This is a genomic window from Streptomyces sp. (genome assembly GCF_036524955.1).
Taxonomy (GTDB): domain Bacteria; phylum Actinomycetota; class Actinomycetes; order Streptomycetales; family Streptomycetaceae; genus Actinacidiphila.
Map to the genome: position 1 here is coordinate 1 of NZ_DATDBG010000227.1, position 21,411 is coordinate 21,411.

A 21,411-nucleotide genomic window follows, 5' to 3' on the forward strand; every position below is an offset into this window, starting at 1 on the left:
ACGGGGCCGACGCGGCGCTAAAGGTGCCGGCCGCGGAGGGTGCGCCGCTCCGCGGGGGACCGCGGCGGCGGGGAGTCGGCGAGCCGCACCACAGGGTCCTCGGGCCCCTCCCGCCCGGCCACCACCGGATGCTCGGCCCGCAGCGCCTTCGCCCGGTACTGCGCCGCGTCCGCCAGCCGGAAGAGCCGCCGCGCCGACCGCACCGGCCCGATCGGGTCGCCCGTGGAGGCGACCCCGCAGGCCACCCCCTCACCCACGTCCAGCTCCCCCGCCCGCCGGCACAACTCGTCCGCCGCCGCGACCACCTCGTCCGCGGTCTGCCCCACCGCGACGACGCAGAACTCGTCACCGCCGAGCCGCGCGGCCAGGCTCCCCGGCAGCATGGCGCCGCACAGGGAGAGCAGCGAACCGAACCGTTCCAGCAACCGGTCGCCGACCGCGTGCCCGAGTTCGTCGTTGACCCTTTTCAGACCGTTGAGGTCGCAGACCACGAGGCTGACCACCGCGCCGTCCGCCCGGTGCCGTTCCAGCGCCTCGTCCAGCCGCCTGTCCACCGCGCGGCGGTTGCCCAGCCCGGTGAGCGGATCGGTGAACGCCAGGTGCCGCACCTCCGCGAGCCGTTCGGTCTGCGCGATCCCGGCGGCGATGAGGGCCGCGAGTACGGTCGCGAAGTCCGCGTCCTCCCGCCCGAAGCCGGGCTCCCCCACGCCGCGGGCCACGTACAGCTCGCCCCAGGCCCGCCCGTGCAGCACGATCGGCGCGACCACACAACTCCCCCGCCCGCGCCGCCGCAGCGCCGCCGCCCGCCCCCAACTGCTTCCGCCCGGCGAGGAGCCGGACCCGTCCGCGGTCTCCACCCAGGCGTGCGGCTCCCCGCCGCCCGCCCACGTCCCGTGCAGGAGCTCCGCGATCTCCGGGAAGTCGTGCACCGAGTACGACTCGTCGTCCGGTTCCGGTTCCTCGCCGGGCGCGAGGTCGCCGTCGTTGACCAGGACGCGCAGCCGGCCGGTCTCCCGCTCCCACGCGGAGACCGCCGCGAAGGAACCGCCCATCGCCAGCCGCGCCCGGCGCGCACCGGCCCGTACCGAGGCGCGTGGCGTCTGCGCGGTCGCCAGCGCCTGGGCGAGTTCGACGACCGCGCGGAGCCGCAGATCGGCCGTCCCTTCGTCAACCATCCCCCCAGGCTAGGGCCTTTGCCCGGGTATGGGTGAGCGGGGGGGTGCGGGACGGGCCGCCCGGCGCCCGGCCCTTCCTACTCCCCCGGCCAGCGCGGCGCCCGCTTCTCGTTGAACGCGGCGACGCCTTCCGCCCGGTCACCGGAGAACGCGACGGTACGCCACGCGGCGTCCTCCACCTCAAGACCGGCCCGCAGATCCAGGCCGTGCCCCAGCCGCAGCGCCCGTTTGGCGGCCCGCAGCCCGACCGGCGAGTTGGCGGCGATACGGTCGGCGAGCGCGAGCGCGGCCTCACGGTCGCCGCCGGCCGGGGCGAGGTGGTCGATCAGGCCGAGGGTCAGCGCTTCCGCCGCCGGGACCCGGCGCGCGGTGAAGATCAGCTCGGCTGCCTTGGCGGCCCCGACCCGGCGCGGCAGCAGTTGCGTACCGCCGCCGCCCGGGATCACCCCGACCGACACCTCGGGCAGGGCGAGCACCGCGGTCTCGTCCGCAACGATCAGGTCGCAGGCCAGCGCCAGTTCGCAGCCGCCGCCGAGGGCGTATCCGTGCACCGACGCGACGGTCGGCATGGGCAGGTCCAGGACCCCGGTGTACGCGGCCCGCGCACGCGGTCGCTGCCGCCCCAACTCGGCGTCGCTGAGCGCGTTCCGCTCCTTCAGATCGGCGCCCACGCAGAACGCCCGCCCGCTGGACGACGTCAGCACGGTCACACTGACCTCGCGGTCCGCGCCGACCGCCGCGCACGCCGCCTCGATCGCCGCGGCCATCCCCGTCGACACGGCGTTCATCGCCTTCGGCCGGTCCAGCACGAGCTCCGCGACGCGCGCCGCGGGGCGCCGCACCACCACGTACTCCCCGAACCGCTCCTCAGCCCTCATCAGACCTCCCCGGTTAACGACCGTGAACCAGCGGCGCCATCCTGCCACGGGCGCGTGCCACCGAGTGGGCCCGCGGCGTGTCCGGCACCGCCGAGCCGCGCCGTCCGGGGTGCTCGCCGCTGGGCGGGGCGGTTTCCCGGGCCCTGCCCCGGCCCGCGCGGTTCCGGGCCGGGGGCACCCGCCCGGACATGCTTCGCCACCGCGACGGCGGGCGGCCCGCTCCATGCGGCCCGGCGGTGCCAGGCGCAGCGCGAGCCGAAGGGCGCCGGCGAACGCCGCCGGGCCGCGGTCCGGGCCGGAAGCGGGACACCTCCGCGGAAGCAGCCCGACCACGCCCAGACCCCGCACCGAGCGGCACCACACCGGCCGAAAGGCAAACCGGCACCTCCCCGGAAACGGAAACCTACGTCCGCCTCGTCAACAACCAGGGCTCGACCACGCCCAGACCCCGCACCGGGCGGCGCCACATCGGCTGAAGGGCGAACCGGTACTTCTCGGAGGAGGACGCGTCGACCTCGGCCTCGGAGATGGGCGCGTCCCCCGCCTCGCCGAGGGCCTCCGCGAAGTCGCCGTCGACCAGGACCGCGTCCCGGGGGGCTATCGACGTGAGGCGGGACGCCAGATTCACCGTGGTACCGAAGACGTCGCCCATCCGCGTGGTGACCGTGCCGAAGGCCATCCCGACCCGCAGCGCCGGCATCGTCTCGTCACCCGTCATCGTCTCGATGAGCCGCATACCGATCTCCGCCGCCGTTCCCGGATCGTCGGCGACGAAGAGCACCTCGTCGCCGAGCGTCTTGATCAGCCGGCCGCCGTGCGCAGCGACCTGGTCCGCCGCGGTCGTCTCGAACGCCTCGACCAGTTCGCCGAGTTCCTCCTCCTCCAGCCGCCGGGTGAGCCGGGTGAAGCCCACCAGGTCGGCGAAGCCGACGGCCAGCCGGCGGTCGACGGCCTCCTCGTCGTCGGACTGGACGACCCGGCTGGTGGCGGCGGCGACCTGGCGGCGCCACACGTAGATGAGGAACTCCTCCAGTTCCGGGAGGAGCAGTTCGACCAGGGGGTACGCGACCTCCGCGCGGGTCATGCCGGGCTCCGGCGGTTCGGTGAGCCCTTCGAGGAAGGAGTCGGTCTGCCAGTCGGCGAGCCGGGCCGTGGTCTGGCCGGTGGACCGGGCCACCTGGATCGCCATGGACTCGCTCAGCAGGTTCGCCTCGACCAGCCCGGCGAGGCGGCGCAGCGCCAGCACGTCCGCCTCGGTGAGGGCGCGGGCCTGGCCGATGTCGGCGAAGCCCATGGCCCGCCAGAAGCGGGAGGCGAGGTCCATGGAAACGCCCGCGGTACGGGCGGCCTGGAAGGGGGTGTAGCGGCGGGGCGCGCCGAGGATGAGCTGTTCGAGGCGGAGGGCGAGGGGGTGCTCGCCGGATTCCGTGGCCTCCGGGCCGTCCGCGGCATCGAGACCGTCCGGCTCCGGGTCGGCACCCGGAACCGAGCGGAACGGCTCGTTCGGCGGGGGGGTCGTGTCGTCCACGTTCACCGCCCGGCCCCTGAGGAATCCCTGCGCACAGCCCTTCCGATCATCGAGACGACGCAGCCCCTCAAACGATACGGCAGGTGTGCCGTAGCTCACTCTCCACCGCTGCCTGCAGGCGCCTACTTCCGGCCGTACCTGGCGGAAACCGCGGAAAATCCCGCCTGTCCCACTCCGCTTGCCTCACTCCCGCCGCTCCGGCCTCATGTGGATCACGTCCCCGGCCGCGACCGCCTGCTCCCCGTACGGCCCCGCGATGACCAGCCGCCCGTCGCCGTCCACGGCCACCGCCGTACCGGCCAGTTCGCCGCCGCCGGGCAGTTCGGCCCGCACCTGGCGGCCGAGGGTCGCGCACCCTGCCGCGTAGGTCTGCAGGAGCCGGGACCCGACCGGGTCGCCGCCCGCCGCGCGCCAGGTCCGGTACCACTCGTCGAGGGCCCGCAGGACGGCCCGCAGCAACGGGTCGCGGTCGGTTCCGCCGGCGCCGGCGAGCGCCAGGGACGTGGCGGTGGGCACGGGCAGCTCCTCGGCCTTCAGCGACACGTTGAGCCCGATGCCGATGACCACCCCGTCGGCACCCGTCCGCTCGGCGAGGATGCCGCCGGCCTTGCGTTCCTCGCCCGCCACGGTGATCAGCAGGTCGTTGGGCCATTTGAGAGCCGTGTCGACGCCGGCCGCGCGGGAGAGCGCGGTGGCGGTGGCGACTCCGGCCAGCAACGGCAGCCAGCCCCAGCGGTGCACCGGAACCGGCGCCGTACCGGAGGACGAGGCGGCTCCCGGCCGGAGCAGCACCGAGAAGAACAGGCCCGAGCGCGCGGGGGCGGACCACCGCCGGTCGAGGCGGCCACGGCCCGCGGTCTGCTCCTCGGCGACCAGCACCGCGCCCTCGGGCTCGCCCCGGGCGGCGCGGGCCGCGAGGTCGCTGTTGGTGGAGCCGGTGGCCTCCACCACGTCGAGCGAGGTCCACAGGGCCCCGGGGGTGACCACCGCCCTCCGCAGCGCTGCGGCGTTGAGCGGCGGTCGTTCCAGATCGGACCAGCGACTGGGCGTCATGAGTCCACCCTATGAGCGATCATGGAGAAGGACCTCCCGCGAGGCGGCCCGGTGGTCGCCGCGGGATGTGTCGAACACAGCGGTGCCGGTATCCGAGCGTCGCCACTACGCTACGGGACAGCGTTACCCGTCGGTCAATCAAGCCCAGCACACCGCGGGCACGCACCCAGCACACGCACCCGAAACCGAAGGTCCGCCGAGAGCAGGAGAGCCGCCTCCATGGCCGAGCCGGAGTACGACGTCCATACGACCGCGGGGAAGCTCGCCGACCTGCGCCGCCGCATCGAGGAGGCGACGCACGCGGGCTCCGGGCGGGCGGTCGAGAAGCAGCACGCCAAGGGCAAACTGACCGCGCGGGAGCGGATCGAACTCCTCCTGGACGAGGGGTCGTTCACCGAGCTCGACGAGCTGGCCAGGCACCGCTCCACCAACTTCGGCCTGGAGGCCAACCGCCCCTACGGCGACGGCGTGGTCACCGGCTACGGCACGGTCGAGGGCCGGCCGGTGGCGGTGTTCTCCCAGGACTTCACGGTCTTCGGCGGCGCGCTCGGCGAGGTCTTCGGCGAGAAGATCGTCAAGGTGATGGACTTCGCCCTGAAGACCGGTTGCCCGGTGATCGGCATCAACGACTCCGGCGGCGCCCGTATCCAGGAGGGCGTCACCTCGCTCGGCATGTACGGCGAGATCTTCCGCCGCAACACGCACGCCTCGGGTGTGATCCCGCAGATCAGCCTGATCATGGGCCCGTGCGCGGGCGGGGCGGTCTACTCCCCGGCGATCACCGACTTCGTCGTGATGGTCGACCAGACCTCGCACATGTTCATCACCGGGCCCGACGTGATCAAGACCGTCACCGGCGAGGACGTCGGCATGGAGGAACTGGGCGGCGCCCGTACCCACAACACCACCTCCGGCAACGCCCACCACCTCTCGGGCGACGAGAAGGACGCCTTCGAGTACGTCAAGGCGCTGCTGTCCTACCTGCCGAGCAACAACCTCGAAGAAGCCCCCTTCTTCCCCGCCCAGGCGGACCTGGCCGTCACCGACCAGGACCTGGAACTCGACGCCCTGATCCCGGACTCGGCGAACCAGCCCTATGACATGCACAAGGTCATCGAGCACGTCCTGGACGACGCCGAGTTCCTGGAGACCCAGTCGCTCTTCGCGCCGAACATCCTCACCGGCTTCGGGCGTATCGAGGGCCGGCCGGTCGGCGTGGTGGCCAACCAGCCGCTCCAGTTCGCCGGCTGCCTGGACATCAACGCCTCCGAGAAGGCGGCCCGCTTCGTCCGCACCTGCGACAGCTTCAACATCCCCGTGGTCACTTTCGTCGACGTCCCCGGCTTCCTGCCCGGCACCAGTCAGGAGTGGGACGGCATCATCCGTCGTGGCGCCAAACTGATCTACGCCTACGCCGAGGCCACAGTTCCGCTCATCACGATCATCACCCGAAAGGCCTACGGCGGCGCGTACGACGTCATGGGCTCCAAGCACCTGGGCGCCGACCTCAACCTCGCCTGGCCCACCGCCCAGATCGCCGTCATGGGCGCCCAGGGCGCCGTCAACATCCTGCACCGCCGCACCCTCGCCGAGGCGTCCACCCCGGAGGAGGCCGAGGAGCTTCGCCAGCAGCTCATCACCGACTACGAGGACACCCTGCTGAATCCCTACATCGCCGCCGAACGCGGCTACGTGGACGCGGTGATCGCCCCTTCCCGGACCCGTGCCCAACTGGTGAAGGCGCTGCGCACCCTGCGCAACAAGCGCGAGGCGCTGCCGCCCAAGAAGCACGGCAACATCCCGCTGTAAGCCCCCCTCGGCCGACCCTGATGAGGAACCGTCCCATGGTGATCAAGGTAGAGCGGGGCACCCCCACCCCGGAGGAGCTGGCAGCCGTCGTCGCCCTCGTCCAGGCCCGCGCGACAGCACTCACGTCTGAGACGGACGACCCGCACCGGCTGAACGCGTGGTCCCACCCCGCCCACCTCGTCCCCCGCCCCGTCCCCCGCCCGGGCCCGGGCGCCTGGCGCACCTCCACGTGGCCGACGTAGCGCCGGTGGTCTTTGAGACCAACGTTCCTCCTGAGGCGTGCTCAGGAGGAACGCTCATGTGGACCGCAACCGACCGCCTGAGCGGGCCACGCCGCTCCGCGCAACGAACAGCCAGCCGAGCCCGACCGGAGTACCGGCCGAGGCCCCCCGGCACAGGCTCAACCCCAGCGCAGGCTCAGCGCGCCATCTCCTCCTGGTACAGGGTGTGCAGGCGGCTGCGGGCCCGCGTGAAGGCGCTCTCAGCGGACTTGTGGGTGATGTTCAGCGCCTGCGCGGCCTCCGCGGTGGACATACCGTGCGCACGGGCCCGCATCACCTGCTGTTCACGAGCCCCGAGGTTCTCGATCTGCTTCAGCAGCCAGTCGCCGGCCGCCCGTTCGCACATCTGGCTCTCGACGTCCGCACCCCCGTCCGTACCCCGCACATTGTGTACACGTACCGCCAGCCGCTGGTCGCGCGCCGCGCGACGCTGCTGGTCCACGCACAGCCGCAGCGTGATCGTGGTGAGCAGCGCGGCGACCCTGGACTCGTCCAGCGGATCGTAGGTCGCGGCACGGATCAGTGCCTCCTGGACGCAGTCCTCCACGTCGGCGGACCTGCCCAGTCTGCCCGCGACCAGGCGCAGCAGGCGCTCCCGTTCGGCGAACACCAGTAACCAGCGCTGCTGGTCCCACCGTTCGTCCGGGCGCTCGTGGTCCATGGTCCCCATGCCGTTCCCCCACACCGAGTCGTCTGTCTCGCCGGGGGAGAGCATCGACGGCGGTGGTGGGACAAAGCTTGAGACCCGGTGACGCGGAACCCGTCGGAAATCAAGAATTTCTCCATCCGTGACGGGACGTCACAGAACAGTCCCGGGGTGACCGCAACCGTTCGACGGGCCGTCCGAGCGCTCCCATCGAGCCTAGGGTGAGAGGTAGGTCGACAACGACGTGACCAGAAGGGGAAGCCAACGTGGGATTAGTTCGGCTGCTGGGGTCTTTGGAGTACCGGACTGCGGCGGGCGAGGCAGTGGACCTCGGTCAGTCCAGGCAGCGTGCGATCTTCGCGATGCTGGCGGTGAACGCGAACGAAGCGGTGCCGACCAGCGAGCTCATCGACTGGACCTGGGGCAGCGAGCCCCCGCAGTCGGCCCGCAACATGGTCCACTCCTACATCTCACGTCTGCGCGGCGTGTTCGAGGCCGCCGGTCCCCCGTCCGAGGCCACGGTGCTGCGCCGGCACGGTGGTTACGTCCTCGAGGTGGACGAGCGCTGCGTGGATGTGCACAGCTTCCGCCGTCGTGTCGCCCTGGCGCGCGCCGGCGGCGACGACGTCCGCGGGTCCGTCCTGCTCTTCAGACAGGCGCTGGCCGTCTGGCAGGACACCGCGCTGGGCGGCGTGGCGGGGACGTGGGCCGACGAGGTCCGGCGGCTGCTCGAACTGGAACGGCTGTCCGTGCTCGTCGAATGCCACGAGGTCGAACTCCGGCTCGGCGGTCACCGGGAACTGCTCCCTGAGCTGCGTACCACCGCGGAGCGGTATCCCGACAACGAGATCGTCATCAGGAACCTGATGACCGCGCTCCACCGGTCGGGCCACCAGGCCGAGGCACTGGGCGTGTACGCCGGGTTGCGCCGCCGCCTCGTCAGTCATCTCGGGGTCGACCCGGACAGTGAGACGCAGGAGCTGTACACCCGCATCCTGCGGGCCGGTCCGGGACCGGCGGCGAAGGCCCCGCAGGCACCGCGCGTGGCCCCGGCGGCGGCGCGCATTCCGCATCAGCTTCCCCGCGGGCCCCGGCTCGTGGGTCGCGAGCAGGAACTGGCGATGCTGGACGGGTTCGTCGCGTCGGCCGCCGCCGAACCGAGCATCCGGGTCATCGAGGGTCCGCCGGGCATCGGGAAGACGGCGCTCGCGGTCCACTGGGGGCACCGGGTGGCGCCTCGCTTCCCGGACGGCCAGGTCTTCGTCGACCTGCACGGCAGCGAGGGCGACCAGGACATCCAGGAACCGGAGGCACTGATACGTCTCGTCCTGCGGAGCCTCGGTGTGCCGTGCCGGGTCACCGGACCGGACGAACTCGCCGAGTTGTACCGCGACACGGTCACCGACCGGCGGCTGCTGATCGTGCTGGACGACCTGGTCTGCGACGAAGGGGCTGTCAGGCTGCTGAAGGGGGTGACGGCGGGCGCGGTGGTCGTGACCACGCGCTGCGCGTCGTCGCTGAGAGAGCTGGAGGCATTGCGGTCCGTCCGCTTCCTGCGGCTGCGCGAGCTGAGCAACCGTCAGGCGGAGCGCATGCTCGCCGGAATTCTCGGGGAGGCGCGGGTGGAGGCCGAGGAGGAGACGATGACCCGCATCATCGAGCTGTGCGGCCGGACCCCGCAGGCGCTGACCGCGGTCGCGGAGCACGCGCTCGGCCGGCCCCGTCTCAGCCTGGCCGACCTGACCATGACCATGGCCCTGTGCGTCGACCGCCCCGCCGGAGGGCTGACGCCCGAGCTCGCGGAGCGGGCGGCCGAGGAACGAGGTCACCCGCGGAGCGAGTGCGCAGGAAGACCGATTGCGTGCGACAGGCACGAGCGGCGCCCGCCCGACGCGTGACGTCCGGCGGGCACGTCCGTTCGGACGTGACGCACGGGCGGCGCCGGCGCGCCTACGCCGCGCCCACCCGCCCGCCGGACCGTACCGCCAGCGCGTCGAACAGCGCGCGCAGTTCGACCAGTCCCGCGTCGAGAGCCGCCTTCTGGTTCTCGGCGCGGGCGGCGGCCATCGCGGTCTCGCACAGGGCGCCGTACAGCAGGTGGCTGAGCGCGGACACCGACTGCGCGACGATGTCACCGCGGGCCACGGCACGCCTGATGCCCTCCTGCATCATCAGCAGGCACTCGGAGCTGAACTCACGCATCGTGTCCATGCCGAGCGCTCCCGGGGCGTCCAGCAGGCTGATCCGCTGGGCGTCGGAGGCGAGGACCTCGGCGAGGAAGGCCCGCGATCCCGCGAAGACGGCCTCCCAGGAGTCCGGCTCCGAGTCGCGGTAGGCGCGGGCGACGACCCGGGCGAGCCGCACCTGCTCCCTCTCGTACACGGCGCGGAAGAGGTGCCGCTTGCTGCTGAAGTGGTGGTAGAGCGCCCCTTTGGTGACGTGGGCGGCGCCGCACACGGCGTCGAGGGAGGTCGCGTTGTAGCCGTGGGCCGCGAACAGCTCACGAGCTGCGGCCAGCAATGCCTCGATGGTGCCGTCCGACCGCTCGCGCTGCGTCGGCCGCGGTCTCGTTCGAGTCGTCTCCATCACCGGCGCTCCCCAGTCCTGGCCACGCGTACAGCGTACACGCACCTACATTCCGATGGTACGTATCACCGGTCGGCCGCTCACCCGCCGGCGGGCGCGCCCACCCGCTCCGCGAAGGCCAGGACGCGGCGCCAGGAGTCCGCGGACGCCTCCGCGTACTCCGACCGCTTGGCGTCGAAGAAGCTGTGCGGGGCGCCGGGGTAGGTCACCACCTCGTGATCGACGCCGGCCGCCGCCAGCGCCTCCTCGAAGGCGGTGACGTCGCTCGGCGGGATGCCGGGGTCGTCACCGGCCATCAGGGCCAGCACGGGGGACTTCAGCTCCGCGGCCCGCCCGGTCGGGCCGGGTGAACCGTCGGGGCCCGCGGCGGGCCAGCAGTAGAAGCCGACGACCCCCGCCAGGTCGAGGTCGCCGGTCGCCGCGACCACCGCGATCCGCCCGCCGATGCAGAAGCCGACGGTCAGGACGGCCCTGGCGCCGCCTCCCTCGGGAGCGCGGGCGTGCGCGACGGCCGTCGCCAGGTCGGTGTAGAGGCTGCGGGGACTCAGCCTGGTCATGTGCTCGCGGTACGGGAAGTCCTTCGCGCGCTTCCCGGTGCCGGCCGTGCGGCCGTAGTAGTCGAAGACGACCGCCCCGACCCCGTGCTCCGCGAATCTCCTCGCCAGCTCCGTGTAGAAACCGTACAGACCGCGCACATCAGGCAGGATCACTACGGAGGTGTCGGCGCCGCCCGCCGGAACGGCCGAAAAGGCACCGAAGACGTTCCCGTCGGCGGCGGTCAGTTCGAGGTACCGGGCGTCGACCGCGGCGTCCGGGACGGCGGGCACGGGCGGGACCGCGTCTTCGTCAAAACACATGGATGGGTCGTCCTCCGCTTTCCTTGCGCATTTCCGCGACGGCCGCATTTGGTGTACCGGCCGCGCTGCTCACCGGCCCGTAACGGCCGCGCTGTTCTCTGCTCGCACGTGCTGCGGCGCCACCGGCCGGCCCCGGTGCTCCGGGCCGGCGGCGCCTGCTCACTCCGCCCCGACGTCCCCGAGGCCGAGCGGAATCCGGAACGGCGGGGCGCTGGTCCCCTCGATCCGGTAGCGGTTCCACAGGTCGGGTTCGGTGATGCGCCCTTCCGCGTCGCCCTCCTCGGTCAGGAGGACGACAGCCGTCGAGCGGTCGCCGACCAGCCGGCTCAGCCGCTCGTCGGACCCGAGCCGGCCGTACCACCGGTAGCGCCCGTCGATCGGCTGGAACTGGCCGCAGAGCCGAGCCCGGACGCTGAAGCGCTCCTCCCCGACGATCAGTACCGCCGGGCCTTCGTAGCCGTCGTCCTCCACCGCGGTCCCCTCAGGCCTCTTGGTCCTTGAGCCAGCCCGCCTCACGCCAGACCTTCTCGGACTTGCCTCCGATCAGGCCGATCTTCTTGTAGTACGGGGCGAGCCGCTCTGCCCCGTAGGCGCCGTTGACGGCGCCGGTGGGGTTGTTGCGGCCCACCGCGACCGCGGTCTTGGGGTCGAGCCCCGCCCGCTCGTACATCAGCGGGTTGTAGCGGTCGTGGCGGATCGTCTTGACCACGTTGGCCAGGAAGCCGCGCAGCAGTTCCAGGCGCCGCTTGGACAGGGTGGGCACGAAGCGCTCCAGTTCGGTGCGGGCGAAGCTGATGTGCCGCGCCTCCTCCACCACGTGGATGCGCGCGACGGTCCGCACGATCGGCTGGACCGTCTCGTCCGCCGCCTGCTCACGCTGGAAGCGGTCGAAGAACTCCTCGGTGAGCAGGAGCATGGCCCACAGCGCCGGCACCGGTGCGAAGGTCTTCAGCAGCAGCCCGTTGCGGTGCGTCCGGGGGGACACGGGATAGAAGTCCACACCGATCTTCTCCGCCAGCCGGGCGAACATGATCATGTGGCGGACCTCGTCGGCCACCTCGGTCAGCGCGAACTGCACCTGGGGGCTGGTGACGTCGCGCTTGTAGGCGTAGCGCGACACCAGGTGCAGCAGGATGTGCTCGGTCCACACCCCGGCCGCCAGCGAGGACCCGAGCTCCTCACGGCTGAGCAGGAGTTTCTGCTCCATGGACAGCGAGTCGTACAGCTCGGTGCCGTACAGCGAGATGCGCTTCTCCGGCAGGAACCACTTGCCCTCCACCAGGGGCTCGTCCCAGTCGACGTCGACTCTGGGGTCGTAGGAGTGCTTGGCCGAGGCGACCAGGAGCTGTGCGGCCTTCTTGGTCTGCCAGGCCAGCGGGTCCGCGTTGCGCCGGTCGGTTGCGGTGGTCATCGGAAACTCCTTAACTCTGCGGTGCGACGAGGCTGTGCAGGTCGACGGTGATCTCGCTGCGCACGGGGTTCCCGGCCAGGATCTCGACGACGTAGCGGGCGGCCAGAACGCCGAACATGTGTGAGGCGTAGACGAGTTGGGGGACGCTGTACTCCGGCTCACCGCGGTGTGCGGTGATGTCCGCGATCAGGTCGGCCGGGACGATCTCGCGGGGGATCACCCGCAGCAGCAGGTTCCACAGCGTCTCGTTGGCCAGGTCGTGCTCGGTGACCTGGCCGGCCAGCGGTTCGAGCGGGATCCGGTAGTCGTAGTAGCGGACGTGCTGCGTGCCCGACATGTCGTACCCGGAGACGACCGGAACGCCCAGCCGGGACGCCTCGGCGTGCAGCGTGTACTTCGCCTGCCAGCCCTTCATCGTGGTCACGTCGACCCCGTCCACGACGACGTCGACACCGTCCAGCAGCAGGGCGGCGTTGTCGGCCTGCACGCCCCCGGTGTCCACCGTGACCTCGGCGAACGGGTGAATGGCCCTGATCCGTTCGGCGCCGACCACGGCCTTGTTGCGGCCGATGTCCTGCTGGCCGGCGCTCTGCCGGTTGAGGTTGTTCAGCTCGTACTCGCCGGGTTCGGTCAGCACGAAGGCGCCCATGCCCAGCCGTGCCAGCGGCTCGATCGCCGCCCCGCCCGTGGAACCGCAGCCGGCCACCAGTACCTTGCCGGTCCGCAGCCGCCGCTGCGCCCCGTCCGGGATGAGCCCCCGGTTGCGCTCGGTCAAGCCCTTGTAGTAGGCGTCCGCCTCGTACGAGGCATTCATACCCGTACCCTCCTGATCTGGCCCTCGACGCGGGCAACGAGCTCTCTGAAGCCGGACAGCGGGTCGGTCCCGGACACTGCCGCCTGCATCCACCGGACGAGCTCGGCCAGTTCCTCGCCCTGCGGCGCGCGGGCCACGAAGGGCTTCACCTCGGACCGGGTCACGTACGAGGGAGCGAGCAGGTCGTCCTCCGGCAGCCGGGGCGTGGTGCCCTCGATGACGGTGATGTCCTTGAGGCTGCGGGTGAGCCGGCGGATCGCCAGCCCTTCCTCGCCGTCACCGATCAGGTACTTGGCCTGGGGATCGAGGCGCTGGAGCGTGGAGTAGAAGCAGAGGATCATCTCCAGCGTGATGCGCAGCCGCTGCGTGATCGGCGTGTCCGTTTCGGAGCCGCGCTGCACCAGCCGTTTGATCTCCCAGACCTCGTTGCTGAGCGGGGAGTCCGCCGGTGGCACGTGGTCGAAGAAGTTGACGCCATGGGCCACCTCGGCGGGGAAGAGCGCCCGGTCCGGGTCGGTGACCGGCCGCGGCCGCGGATCACGGGTGCCGAGGTACGACACGTACCGCAGGATCGCCCCGGTGCTCTCCTGCAGGACGATGACGTGGATCTCCTCGCCGTGCGAGCCGGACGGCTCCGCGAACAGGCCGCAGGCGTGGGCGACCCGGTCGCTGGCGAAGTTCAGCCGCAGGTACTGGGCGAGCCGGAAGCCGTAGATCATCAGCCGGTAGCGTTCGGGCAGCCCGGACTGCGGGACGGCGAGCACGGTCAGCCCGTCAGGACGGCGGGCGAGATACAACGGCTCGACCTGCGCGGCCAGCCCGCGCAGGCTGACCCGGTCGTGCAGGGCCAGCACGTCGGCGATGTAGCGGTCACGGCGGCCGGCCAGCCGGGCGTCCTCCGACCCGGCCGGCCGTGCGGGATCCGCGATCCGCGCGGGCTGCTCGGCGGCGGTGCCCGCGCTCACACCCGCCGCCCGTACAGGGCCCCGGTTATCGCCAGGGCGAGCACCTCGGGGGTTCCCTCGTAGATCCGCGCGCCGAAGGAGTCCCTGACCAGCTTCTCCACGCCGTACTCGCGGCAGTAGCCACGGGCGCCGAGAATCGACATGGCCTCCTCGGAGACCTCGATGGCGGCCCGGTCGGCGAACATCTTGGCCACGGCGGGACCGTAGACCGGCGCCGGGAGCATGTTGTCGGCCTGGTAGGCGCCCTGGAGGTAGAGCAGCCTGGACGCCTCGACCTTCGCCGCCATCTCGGCGAGCTTGCGGGCGGTGAACTGGTGCTCGTACAGCGGCTTTCCGGCCTGCACCCGCTCGCCGGCGAACTCCTTGGCGTACTCGAAGGCGCCCCGGGCGACACCGGTGGAGATGGCGGCGACGATGGAACGCGCCTGGTTGGACTGGATGGACATGAAGCTCCAGCCGTTGCCCTCGCCGAGGACGACGTTCTCCCCGGGCACGCGCACGTCCTCGAAGACGAGCGTGGTGCCCAGGCAGGCCCGGTAGCCCATCTTGTCGGCGACCGGGCCGCGGGTGACGCCCTCGCTGTCCAGCGGCACGACGAACATGGTCAGCCCGGTGGCGCCCGGGTGGCCCTCGACATTGGCGAACACCGTCGCCCACTGGGCGACCTTGCCGTTGGTGATGAAGCGCTTGATGCCGTTGAGCACGTAGCCGTCGCCGTCCCGCCGGGCCGTCATGACGTCGGCGGCGAGTTCGGCGTTCTCCGGGATGAGCAGGTCGCAGCCGGAGACCTCCTCGGTGATGGCGTTGCACGCCAGCACCGGTTCGTCGCCGAGGAAGGGCGGCACGAAGCGGGCCTGGAGCTGCTGGTCGCCGGAGAACAGCACCGCGGACTGGCCGAGCAGCGACGCGCCGAAGATGAGCGCGGTGCTCGGGCACACGGCGGCGATCTCCTCCATGGCGACGGCGACGCCCAGCACACCCATGCCGCGTCCGCCGATCTCCTTGGGAACGGTCAGCCGCAGCAGGCCGATCTCGTGGCCGGCGCGCACCACGTCCCAGTCGAGGTCGTCGGCGGCGGCCAGATCGTTGGCGAGCACGCGGGGCCTGACCACGGTCTGGGCGAACTCGCGCACCTCGTCGCGCAGCAGCTCGACCTCGGGCGGCAGGTCGAACATCGAGGGCATCGCAGCGGCGCGCAGCGCCCGCAGGTCGGAGAGGGTCGGCGCGTTGGGGACGATCTCGGCGGTAACGGTCACGGCTGCACTCTTTCTGCTGGAATTCTTCCGGTCTGTGCCAAGGGGCGACTGGGACGTGCGGGTACCGCGCTCAGGCGGGCTGGGCAGCCTGCGCGACGCGCGCGTAGTACTCCCGGCCGAGCACGGGCAGCAGGTCGGCCAGCCTGCGCAGCGAGACCACCCGCCCCTTCACGACCAGGCGGCGCTCGACGATCGCCCGGGGGACCGTCAGGCGGCCCAGCAGGACCTCGTGCAGGGCGTCGGCCTCACCCTCGATGCGGACGGTGGCGCCGCGGGGGGCGCCGTCGATGACGCCGTCCTTGTCGATGTGCAGCGCGACCTGGGGGTCCTTGAGAACGAACTGCAGGGAGAAGTCGTACTCCTTGAGGACCGCGGTGAACGTGGCGTCGTTCAGGGCCGCCTGGGACGCGCCCTTGATGATGCGGTGGGCCTGTTCTGCGGTTGCGTGGACAGTCACGGGACGGAAGCCTCTCGTTGTCTGGGATCAGCGGTGTGCCACGGCACCGGCCGCGTCGGTGAGGATGAGGTCCGCGGCGCGCTCGGCGAGCATGACCGTGGGGGCGTGGGTGTGGCCGCGGGGAATCGAGGGCATCACGGAGGCATCGACGACTCGCAGTCCCTCGACCCCCCGCAGTCGTAGGCGCGGATCGAGCACGGAGTCCTGGTCCGGTCCCATCCGGCAGGTGCCGACGGGGTGGAAGAGGGTCTCGGCGTATCCGCGGGTCAGTGCCTCCACGCCCTGGTCCGACAAGTCGAACGCGCCCGGTGTCAGGGGGTCGCCGAGGCGGTCCGCCAGCGCGGGCCTGCTGAGCACGCGCTGGGCCTGCCGTACCCCGGCGGCCAGTACCCGCAGGTCCTCGCCCGCGGGGTCGGACAGATAGCGCGGGTCGATCAGCGGTGGGCCGGCCGGGTCGGCGGGGTCGAGCCGGACGCTGCCGTGGCTGCGGGGCCGCAGCAGCACCGTGCCGAGCGTCACGCCGTGCCGGCGTTCGGCCTGCCGCTGGTCGAGGAAGGGCAGCACCATCCACACCAGCTCCAGGTCGGGGGCGGTGAGATGGCCGGAGCTGCGCAGGAAGGCGACCGCCTCGGCGATGTTGGAGGTCAGCCGCCCCCGGCGCCCGCTCATGAACTCGCCGATCTCGGTGGCCTGGTCCTCCACACCCGGCGAGACCGTGCCGTACACGTCGAACGCGAGGGGTACGTAGAGGTGGTCGGTGAGGTTGCGGCCGACCTCGGGCCGGTCGGCGTGCACCTGGATGCCGTGCTCGGCGAGTTCCCCGGCCGGGCCGATGCCGGAGAGCATCAGCAGGTGGGGAGTGCCGATGGAACCGGCGGCGAGGACGACCTCACCGTCGACGTGGATGCGCCCGGGTCCCGCCGCTGTGGAGTAGGCGACGCCCACGGCCCGGCCGTTGTCGATCAGCACCCGTTCGACCTGGGCGCCGGTGATGACGACGAGATTGCCGCGCCCCCTCGCCGGGCGCAGGTAGGCGTCGGCCGCGCTCCATCGCCGTCCGCCGCGCTGGGTGGTGTGCACCGGGCCCGCGCCCTCGGGTTCCAGGGCGGTCACCCCGTCCAGCGGGCCGATGCCGGCCTGGGCGCAGGCGGCGAGGAACTCGGCGGTGGCCGGACTGGGGTCGCGCAGGTCCTCGATGCGGACCGGGCCGCCCGTACCGTAGCCGGCCTCGGTACCGGCGGCGGCGTTCGCCCGGTCCCTGGCGCCGCCGGCCCGGCCCGGCTCGCGGTCCTCGGCCCGCTCGAAGTAGGGCAGCACCTCGTCGGCCGACCAGCCGTCGCAGCCCTGCTTGGCCCAGCCGTCGTAGTCGGCGCGGTGGCCGCGGGTCCAGATCTGCGCGTTCAGCGACGACGAGCCGCCCAGTGTCCTGCCGCGCGGCCAGTCGAGCGCCCGGCCGCCGAGCCCCGGCTGCGGGACCGTGCGGTACGCCCAGTCCACCTCGGAACGGAACAGCGTCGGGAACGCGGCCGGGATGGCGATCCCGGCCCTGCTGTCCGAACCACCGGCCTCGATCAGTACCACCGGCTCGTCGCACGCCGCACTCAGCCTCGCGGCCAGCACACATCCGGCCGAGCCCGCGCCGACCACCACGTAGCGCGCGGTGGTCGGCGCCCCGCCGTTTCCGCCGTCGCTCCCGGTCATCGCACCTGGCTTTCCGCGCCGGCCTGGCTGAGCCGCCGGGACAGGGCCTTGACGATCTCCGCCGCCAGGGCGGCGTGTCCCTCCATGGCGAAGTGGATGCCGTCGGTGCTCATCAGCGCCGGGCGCAGCCGCACCGGGTGGTCCCACATCTCGATGAGCACCGCCTGGTGGCGCCCCGCGACCGCGCGGATCCGCTCGTTGAGCGCGTCGACACGGTGACGGAACTCGGCGAGTTCGGGAATCGTGTCGAAGACGTTGGTGACCGTGAAGACGAAGATGTCGGCGCCCTGGGCCCGCAGCGCCGCGTAGACGGCGTCGAGATCGGCCTCGACCGCGTCGAGATCGGGCTCGGCGTCGAACAGGTCGTTGCCGCCCACGGCGACATTGACCAGGTCCGGCCGGAAGGCCAGTACCTGGTCGAGCTGCTCGGCGCGTACCTGCCTGGTGCGCTTGCCCATCACGCCGGTGTTGAGGTACTGGAAATCCGGCCGGCCGGCGCCGAGAGCCCCGGCGATCCGCTCGGGCCACGGTATGTCCGCGTAGCCCTCGCTGGGGCCGCCGAGACCCTGGGCGAAGCTGTCGCCCATCACGGCGAGCCGCCGCCAGGGGGCGTCGCGCAGCAGACGCACGGCCTCCTCGTGCGGAAGGCAGAGCGGGTCGGCCGCTTCACGGCCCAGGTCCTCGGTCATCGTGTGCTGTCCTCTTCTTCTCCGGGGCGCCGGCCGGGCGCTGTCAGGCGGCGTCGGTGGAGGCGGCGACCCGCTCCTCGACGAAGTCCTCGATGTCCTTGACGGTGGTGATGTCGGGGGTTCCGCCGGACGTCAGGGCGTTGAGCTGGAAGTCCTGCTCTATCCGGAGCGAGAGCTCGATGACGGCCAGGGAGTCGTAGCCCAGTTCCTCGACGAGCCGGTCGCCGGAGTCCGCTTCACGTGCTCCGAGGGGGCTCATCTCGCCGACGATCTGCCGGACTTTTCCGCGGAGGGTGCTGCTGTCCATGAGTGCTCGCATTCTGGTGTCGGAGGGACGGATCGGGTGTCAGGAAGTGACCGCGGCCGCTGCCCTGATCGGGTGAGGCGCGCTCCAGCGTTCCTCGTAGGCGTCCAGGGCCCGGTCGACCGCCTGGTCCCAGGCCACTCCGGCCTTTTCCGTGAGGTGCGGGAGGGAGACCAGGCGCAACTGCTTGAGCAGCCGCTCGCGGGCGATCTCCACCGCGCCGTTCAACTGGGCGGCGCGGCTGAGCAGGGCGGCCTGGATCATCGGCACCGGGTTGTGGCGGGACGGGCCGATCAGCACCCAGGCGGCGGCGCCGATCGACTCGAAGTGGGCGTCCTCCACGACCTGGGCGAAGCCGCCGGCGACCCCGTCCTGCGCCGCGCGCAGTCCGAAGGAGACGTGCCGCGACTCGTCGCGCGTGACGTTGGTCAGTCCCTCTTCGAGCGCCGGAAGCCTCAGCCGCTTGGCGAGGAAGCGGGTGGTGCGCAGCGCGGTGGCCGCGAGCACGCCTTCGGTGATCAGGTGGTAGTAGACGAGCGCCCGGTACCAGGCGTCACGGTCGTCGTGGTTGGCGCGCACCGAGTCGGTGACGCGGGTGAGCTCGGGGGCGAAGACGTCCGCGTAGTCGGCGGAGCCTTCGAGTTCGGTGCCCTCGGCCTCGCTCAGGGCGACACCGCAGCCCTGCTCCAGGTAGGTCTGGAAGAAGCGCACGTGCCGTGCCTCGTCGGCGAGCTGCGTGCACAGGAAGATGCGGTCGTCCTCGGTCGGCGGGGCGTCGATGAGCGAGCCCAGGGTGTGCGTCACCGCGACCTCTCCGACCTCCAGCTCCGCGAGGGCGCCGAGCATCTGGCTGCGGGAGAACACGGACAGCACGTTCCAGACGGGCGCGTCCCTGGCCGGGTTCACCTCGGCCACAGCCCACTGCTGGCGCTCCCAGCGGCGGTAGAGGTCGGCCGATCCGGCGAGCCGGCCGCGCTGTTCTGCGGTGGTCTCGGGCGCCGTCTCGGTCACATCGAGAACGAGTCCCGCGGGAGTGGCGGTCATGTCGCTGCCCCATCCAGTCGTGCCGTCGTCGTGGCGGTTGCCGTGGTCATGGCGTTGAACGTGTCGTGCAGTACGTCGCCGGGCAGAGTGCCGTCCGCGGCCTGCTGCCACATCAGGCGGCGGCGCGGCTTGCCGCTGGAGGTGCGCGGGATGACGCCGCGCCGGGCGCGCACCACCGTCACCGCCACGGAGCCGTCGAGCGTGGTGCGCAGCATGGTGGTCGCGGCCGGCAGCCACCGGTCGTCGGTGGACTCCACGACCGCTATCGCCCTGCCCTGTCCGCGGCTGCTGCCCAGCACCACCGCGCAGCGGCCGGCCGGCACTCCGGGGACGGCCGCGAGCGCGGCTTCGAGGTCCTCCGCGTGCACCTTCCGGCCGCGGACCTTGAGGCTGTCGCCGATCCGCCCGACGATGTAGAGCTCCCCGTCGAGGAGGAATCCGGCGTCGCCGGTGTGCAGGCCGTCCTCGGTGAACGGGGCGGAGGCGTCCGGGTCGGGCGACTGGTAGCCGAGGGCGACGGACGAGCCCGAGACCCGGACCTCGCCGAACGACCCGTCGGGCAGCGGCTTCCCGTCGTCGTCGACGATCTCGACGGTGGTCCCGGGCACCGGAACGCCGCAGGAACTGAGCCAGCGCGCCGGGTCCTCGGGGCGGTCGAAGCCCAGCACACCCGTGCCGGTGACGGTCACCGGTTCACCGGTGACCAGGGACCCGGCGGGCCGGACGATCCTGGCCCCGGTACCGGGGGTCACCCCGCTGACCGCGAGGGTGGTCTCGGCCATGCCGTAGCAGGGCGTGAACGCGGCGGTGCTGAAGCCGTACGGGTTCAGGCGCACGGCGAAGTCCGCGGCCGCTTTGGGGTCGACGCGCTCGGCGCCGCTCATCGCGACCCGCCAGGTGGAGAAGTCGGCGCCCGCCAGGCTCTCCTCGCGGACCCGGGAAGCGGCGTACGCGTACCCGAAGTTGGGCGCCGTGGTGATGGTCACGGCGTGCTTGCCGTGCGCCTCCAGCCACCGCGCGGGGGACCGGATGAAGTCCAGCGGCGTCATCAGGAACAGGTCGATCTGGGCGACCACGGAGCCGAGGAAGGTGCCGATCAGCCCCATGTCGTGATGGAGCGGCAGCCACGACGAGCAGGAGTCCTCGCTCGTGACGCCCAGCCAGCCGTGGATGGCGCGGACGTTGGCGGCCAGGTTGCCGGCGGTCACCCGTACGCCCTTGGGGGTGCCGCTGGAGCCCGAGGTGAACTGCAGCAGGGCGAGTTCCGCGTCGCGGCGCGCCTCGTTCTGCGCGTCGGGGAGGTCCGCGGGCAGCACCAGCGGCTCCGGCAGCCCCGCCTTGGCGCAGGAGTCCGCGGCCAGCGGCCGCATCGCGGCGTCGGTGAGGACCGCGGCGGGAGCCGCCGCGGTCAGGATGGCGGCCGCGTGGTCGCTGTACGCGTCATGATTGGTGAAGGTCACCGGTGACGCGATCGGAGACGGGGTCAGGCCCGCGTACATCGTGCCCAGGAACGCGGGAACGAACGTCTCGGGGTCCTCGATCTGCAGACAGACGACTCCCCGGGTAACGCCGGATGCCCTGAGCAGGGCGCCGATCCGGCGGGCGTGGCCGGCGATCTCCTGGTAACCGCGCAGGTGCCAGCCGTCGGGCCGGTAGTAGTGGACCCCGCGCTCCGGCACGGGATCGTCCAGCCAGTCAAGGACGGTGTTCAACAGTTCCCTCTCAACGGACGGACACTCGCCCTGTGTTACGCGCCGGACCCCGGGGACCCCTCGCACGAATTACCGAAGCCCGCACGCGCGAGCTTGGAGGGCTGACGCCCGAACTCCCGGAGTGGGCGGCCGGGGAACGAGGCCACCCGCACAGGGAACGAGCAGGAAGACCGACCGAGAGCGCTGCCGCCGGGAACGGGGGCAGCGGGGGACAAAAGCAGTGGGGGCGGCGGGCCCAAAGGCTC

21 protein-coding genes are annotated in these 21,411 nt (G+C 72.1%); 3 read left to right on the plus strand and 18 right to left on the minus strand.

All coding sequences use genetic code 11. From position 1 onward, the window contains the following. Positions 1 to 17: 17 nt before the first annotated feature. From VIW71_RS18215 to VIW71_RS18230, 4 genes are all read right to left on the minus strand, one after another. The gene (locus VIW71_RS18215) at positions 18 to 1,175 is read right to left on the minus strand and encodes a GGDEF domain-containing protein (RefSeq protein ID WP_331623399.1); all 1,158 of its coding nucleotides are present in this window, start codon (positions 1,173 to 1,175) and stop codon (positions 18 to 20) included. Positions 1,176 to 1,252: 77 nt separating this feature from the next. After that, positions 1,253 to 2,053 carry an enoyl-CoA hydratase/isomerase family protein gene (locus tag VIW71_RS18220; protein ID WP_331623400.1) on the minus strand — a complete coding sequence of 267 codons (801 nt, stop codon included), beginning with the start codon at positions 2,051 to 2,053 and terminating at the stop codon, positions 1,253 to 1,255. Between the two features lie 403 nt (positions 2,054 to 2,456). Continuing rightward, the gene (locus VIW71_RS18225) at positions 2,457 to 3,587 is read right to left on the minus strand and encodes an adenylate/guanylate cyclase domain-containing protein (RefSeq protein WP_414720776.1); all 1,131 of its coding nucleotides are present in this window, start codon (positions 3,585 to 3,587) and stop codon (positions 2,457 to 2,459) included. Between the two features lie 177 nt (positions 3,588 to 3,764). Beyond that, on the minus strand, positions 3,765 to 4,634 hold the full coding sequence (locus tag VIW71_RS18230; RefSeq protein ID WP_331623402.1) for a biotin--[acetyl-CoA-carboxylase] ligase: 870 nt from the start codon (positions 4,632 to 4,634) through the stop codon (positions 3,765 to 3,767). A gap of 219 nt (positions 4,635 to 4,853) precedes the next feature. Here VIW71_RS18230 and VIW71_RS18235 point away from each other — a divergent pair, with 219 nt between their 5' ends. Continuing rightward, positions 4,854 to 6,443 (plus strand): acyl-CoA carboxylase subunit beta, encoded by a 1,590-nt coding sequence (locus VIW71_RS18235; protein WP_331623403.1) that lies wholly within the window; start codon positions 4,854 to 4,856, stop codon positions 6,441 to 6,443. A 35-nt stretch (positions 6,444 to 6,478) separates the two neighbouring features. Beyond that, positions 6,479 to 6,685, plus strand: a complete 207-nt coding sequence (locus tag VIW71_RS18240) for an acyl-CoA carboxylase subunit epsilon (protein WP_331623404.1) — start codon at positions 6,479 to 6,481, stop codon at positions 6,683 to 6,685. Between the two features lie 175 nt (positions 6,686 to 6,860). Here the strand turns inward: VIW71_RS18240 and VIW71_RS18245 are convergent, their stop codons facing one another. Then, complete coding sequence (locus VIW71_RS18245) at positions 6,861 to 7,439, minus strand: RNA polymerase sigma factor (protein WP_331623405.1); 579 nt, start codon at positions 7,437 to 7,439, stop codon at positions 6,861 to 6,863. 197 nt (positions 7,440 to 7,636) lie between these two features. Here VIW71_RS18245 and VIW71_RS18250 point away from each other — a divergent pair, with 197 nt between their 5' ends. Then, entirely contained in the window at positions 7,637 to 9,268 is a 1,632-nt protein-coding gene (locus tag VIW71_RS18250) for an AfsR/SARP family transcriptional regulator (protein WP_331623406.1), read from the plus strand. Positions 9,269 to 9,320: 52 nt separating this feature from the next. On the opposite strand, the gene VIW71_RS18255 is transcribed toward VIW71_RS18250, so the two are convergent. From VIW71_RS18255 to VIW71_RS18315, 13 genes are all read right to left on the minus strand, one after another. Beyond that, entirely contained in the window at positions 9,321 to 9,956 is a 636-nt protein-coding gene (locus VIW71_RS18255) for a helix-turn-helix domain-containing protein (protein WP_331623407.1), read from the minus strand. Between the two features lie 80 nt (positions 9,957 to 10,036). Continuing rightward, positions 10,037 to 10,813, minus strand: coding sequence for a dienelactone hydrolase family protein (locus VIW71_RS18260; protein ID WP_331623408.1), 777 nt, complete (start codon positions 10,811 to 10,813; stop codon positions 10,037 to 10,039). A gap of 159 nt (positions 10,814 to 10,972) precedes the next feature. Then, on the minus strand, positions 10,973 to 11,284 hold the full coding sequence (locus VIW71_RS18265; RefSeq protein WP_331623409.1) for a DUF4873 domain-containing protein: 312 nt from the start codon (positions 11,282 to 11,284) through the stop codon (positions 10,973 to 10,975). A gap of 10 nt (positions 11,285 to 11,294) precedes the next feature. Then, the gene (locus VIW71_RS18270) at positions 11,295 to 12,224 is read right to left on the minus strand and encodes an AurF N-oxygenase family protein (RefSeq protein ID WP_331623410.1); all 930 of its coding nucleotides are present in this window, start codon (positions 12,222 to 12,224) and stop codon (positions 11,295 to 11,297) included. 10 nt (positions 12,225 to 12,234) lie between these two features. Next, entirely contained in the window at positions 12,235 to 13,038 is an 804-nt protein-coding gene (locus VIW71_RS18275; protein WP_331623411.1) for a ThiF family adenylyltransferase, read from the minus strand. Then, positions 13,035 to 14,003 carry a hypothetical protein gene (locus VIW71_RS18280; protein ID WP_331623412.1) on the minus strand — a complete coding sequence of 323 codons (969 nt, stop codon included), beginning with the start codon at positions 14,001 to 14,003 and terminating at the stop codon, positions 13,035 to 13,037. The genes VIW71_RS18275 and VIW71_RS18280 overlap by 4 nt, the downstream gene beginning before the upstream one ends. After that, positions 14,000 to 15,259, minus strand: a complete 1,260-nt coding sequence (locus VIW71_RS18285; RefSeq protein ID WP_331623413.1) for an acyl-CoA dehydrogenase family protein — start codon at positions 15,257 to 15,259, stop codon at positions 14,000 to 14,002. Before VIW71_RS18285 ends, VIW71_RS18280 begins: the two co-directional genes overlap by 4 nt. Before the next feature lie 70 nt (positions 15,260 to 15,329). After that, a complete protein-coding gene (locus VIW71_RS18290; RefSeq protein WP_331623414.1) occupies positions 15,330 to 15,716 on the minus strand; it encodes an SCP2 sterol-binding domain-containing protein in 387 nt (128 codons plus the stop codon). A gap of 27 nt (positions 15,717 to 15,743) precedes the next feature. Continuing rightward, entirely contained in the window at positions 15,744 to 17,417 is a 1,674-nt protein-coding gene (locus VIW71_RS18295) for a GMC family oxidoreductase (protein WP_331623415.1), read from the minus strand. Next, positions 17,414 to 18,106 carry an SGNH/GDSL hydrolase family protein gene (locus VIW71_RS18300; RefSeq protein ID WP_331623416.1) on the minus strand — a complete coding sequence of 231 codons (693 nt, stop codon included), beginning with the start codon at positions 18,104 to 18,106 and terminating at the stop codon, positions 17,414 to 17,416. Before VIW71_RS18300 ends, VIW71_RS18295 begins: the two co-directional genes overlap by 4 nt. Positions 18,107 to 18,149: 43 nt before the next feature. After that, positions 18,150 to 18,413: an acyl carrier protein gene (locus tag VIW71_RS18305; RefSeq protein WP_331623417.1), complete on the minus strand. Its 264-nt coding sequence runs from the start codon at positions 18,411 to 18,413 to the stop codon at positions 18,150 to 18,152. 39 nt (positions 18,414 to 18,452) lie between these two features. Further along, positions 18,453 to 19,454 (minus strand): ribonucleotide-diphosphate reductase subunit beta, encoded by a 1,002-nt coding sequence (locus tag VIW71_RS18310; RefSeq protein ID WP_331623418.1) that lies wholly within the window; start codon positions 19,452 to 19,454, stop codon positions 18,453 to 18,455. Further along, a complete protein-coding gene (locus VIW71_RS18315; protein ID WP_331623419.1) occupies positions 19,451 to 21,166 on the minus strand; it encodes an AMP-binding protein in 1,716 nt (571 codons plus the stop codon). Before VIW71_RS18315 ends, VIW71_RS18310 begins: the two co-directional genes overlap by 4 nt. Positions 21,167 to 21,411 lie beyond the last annotated feature (245 nt).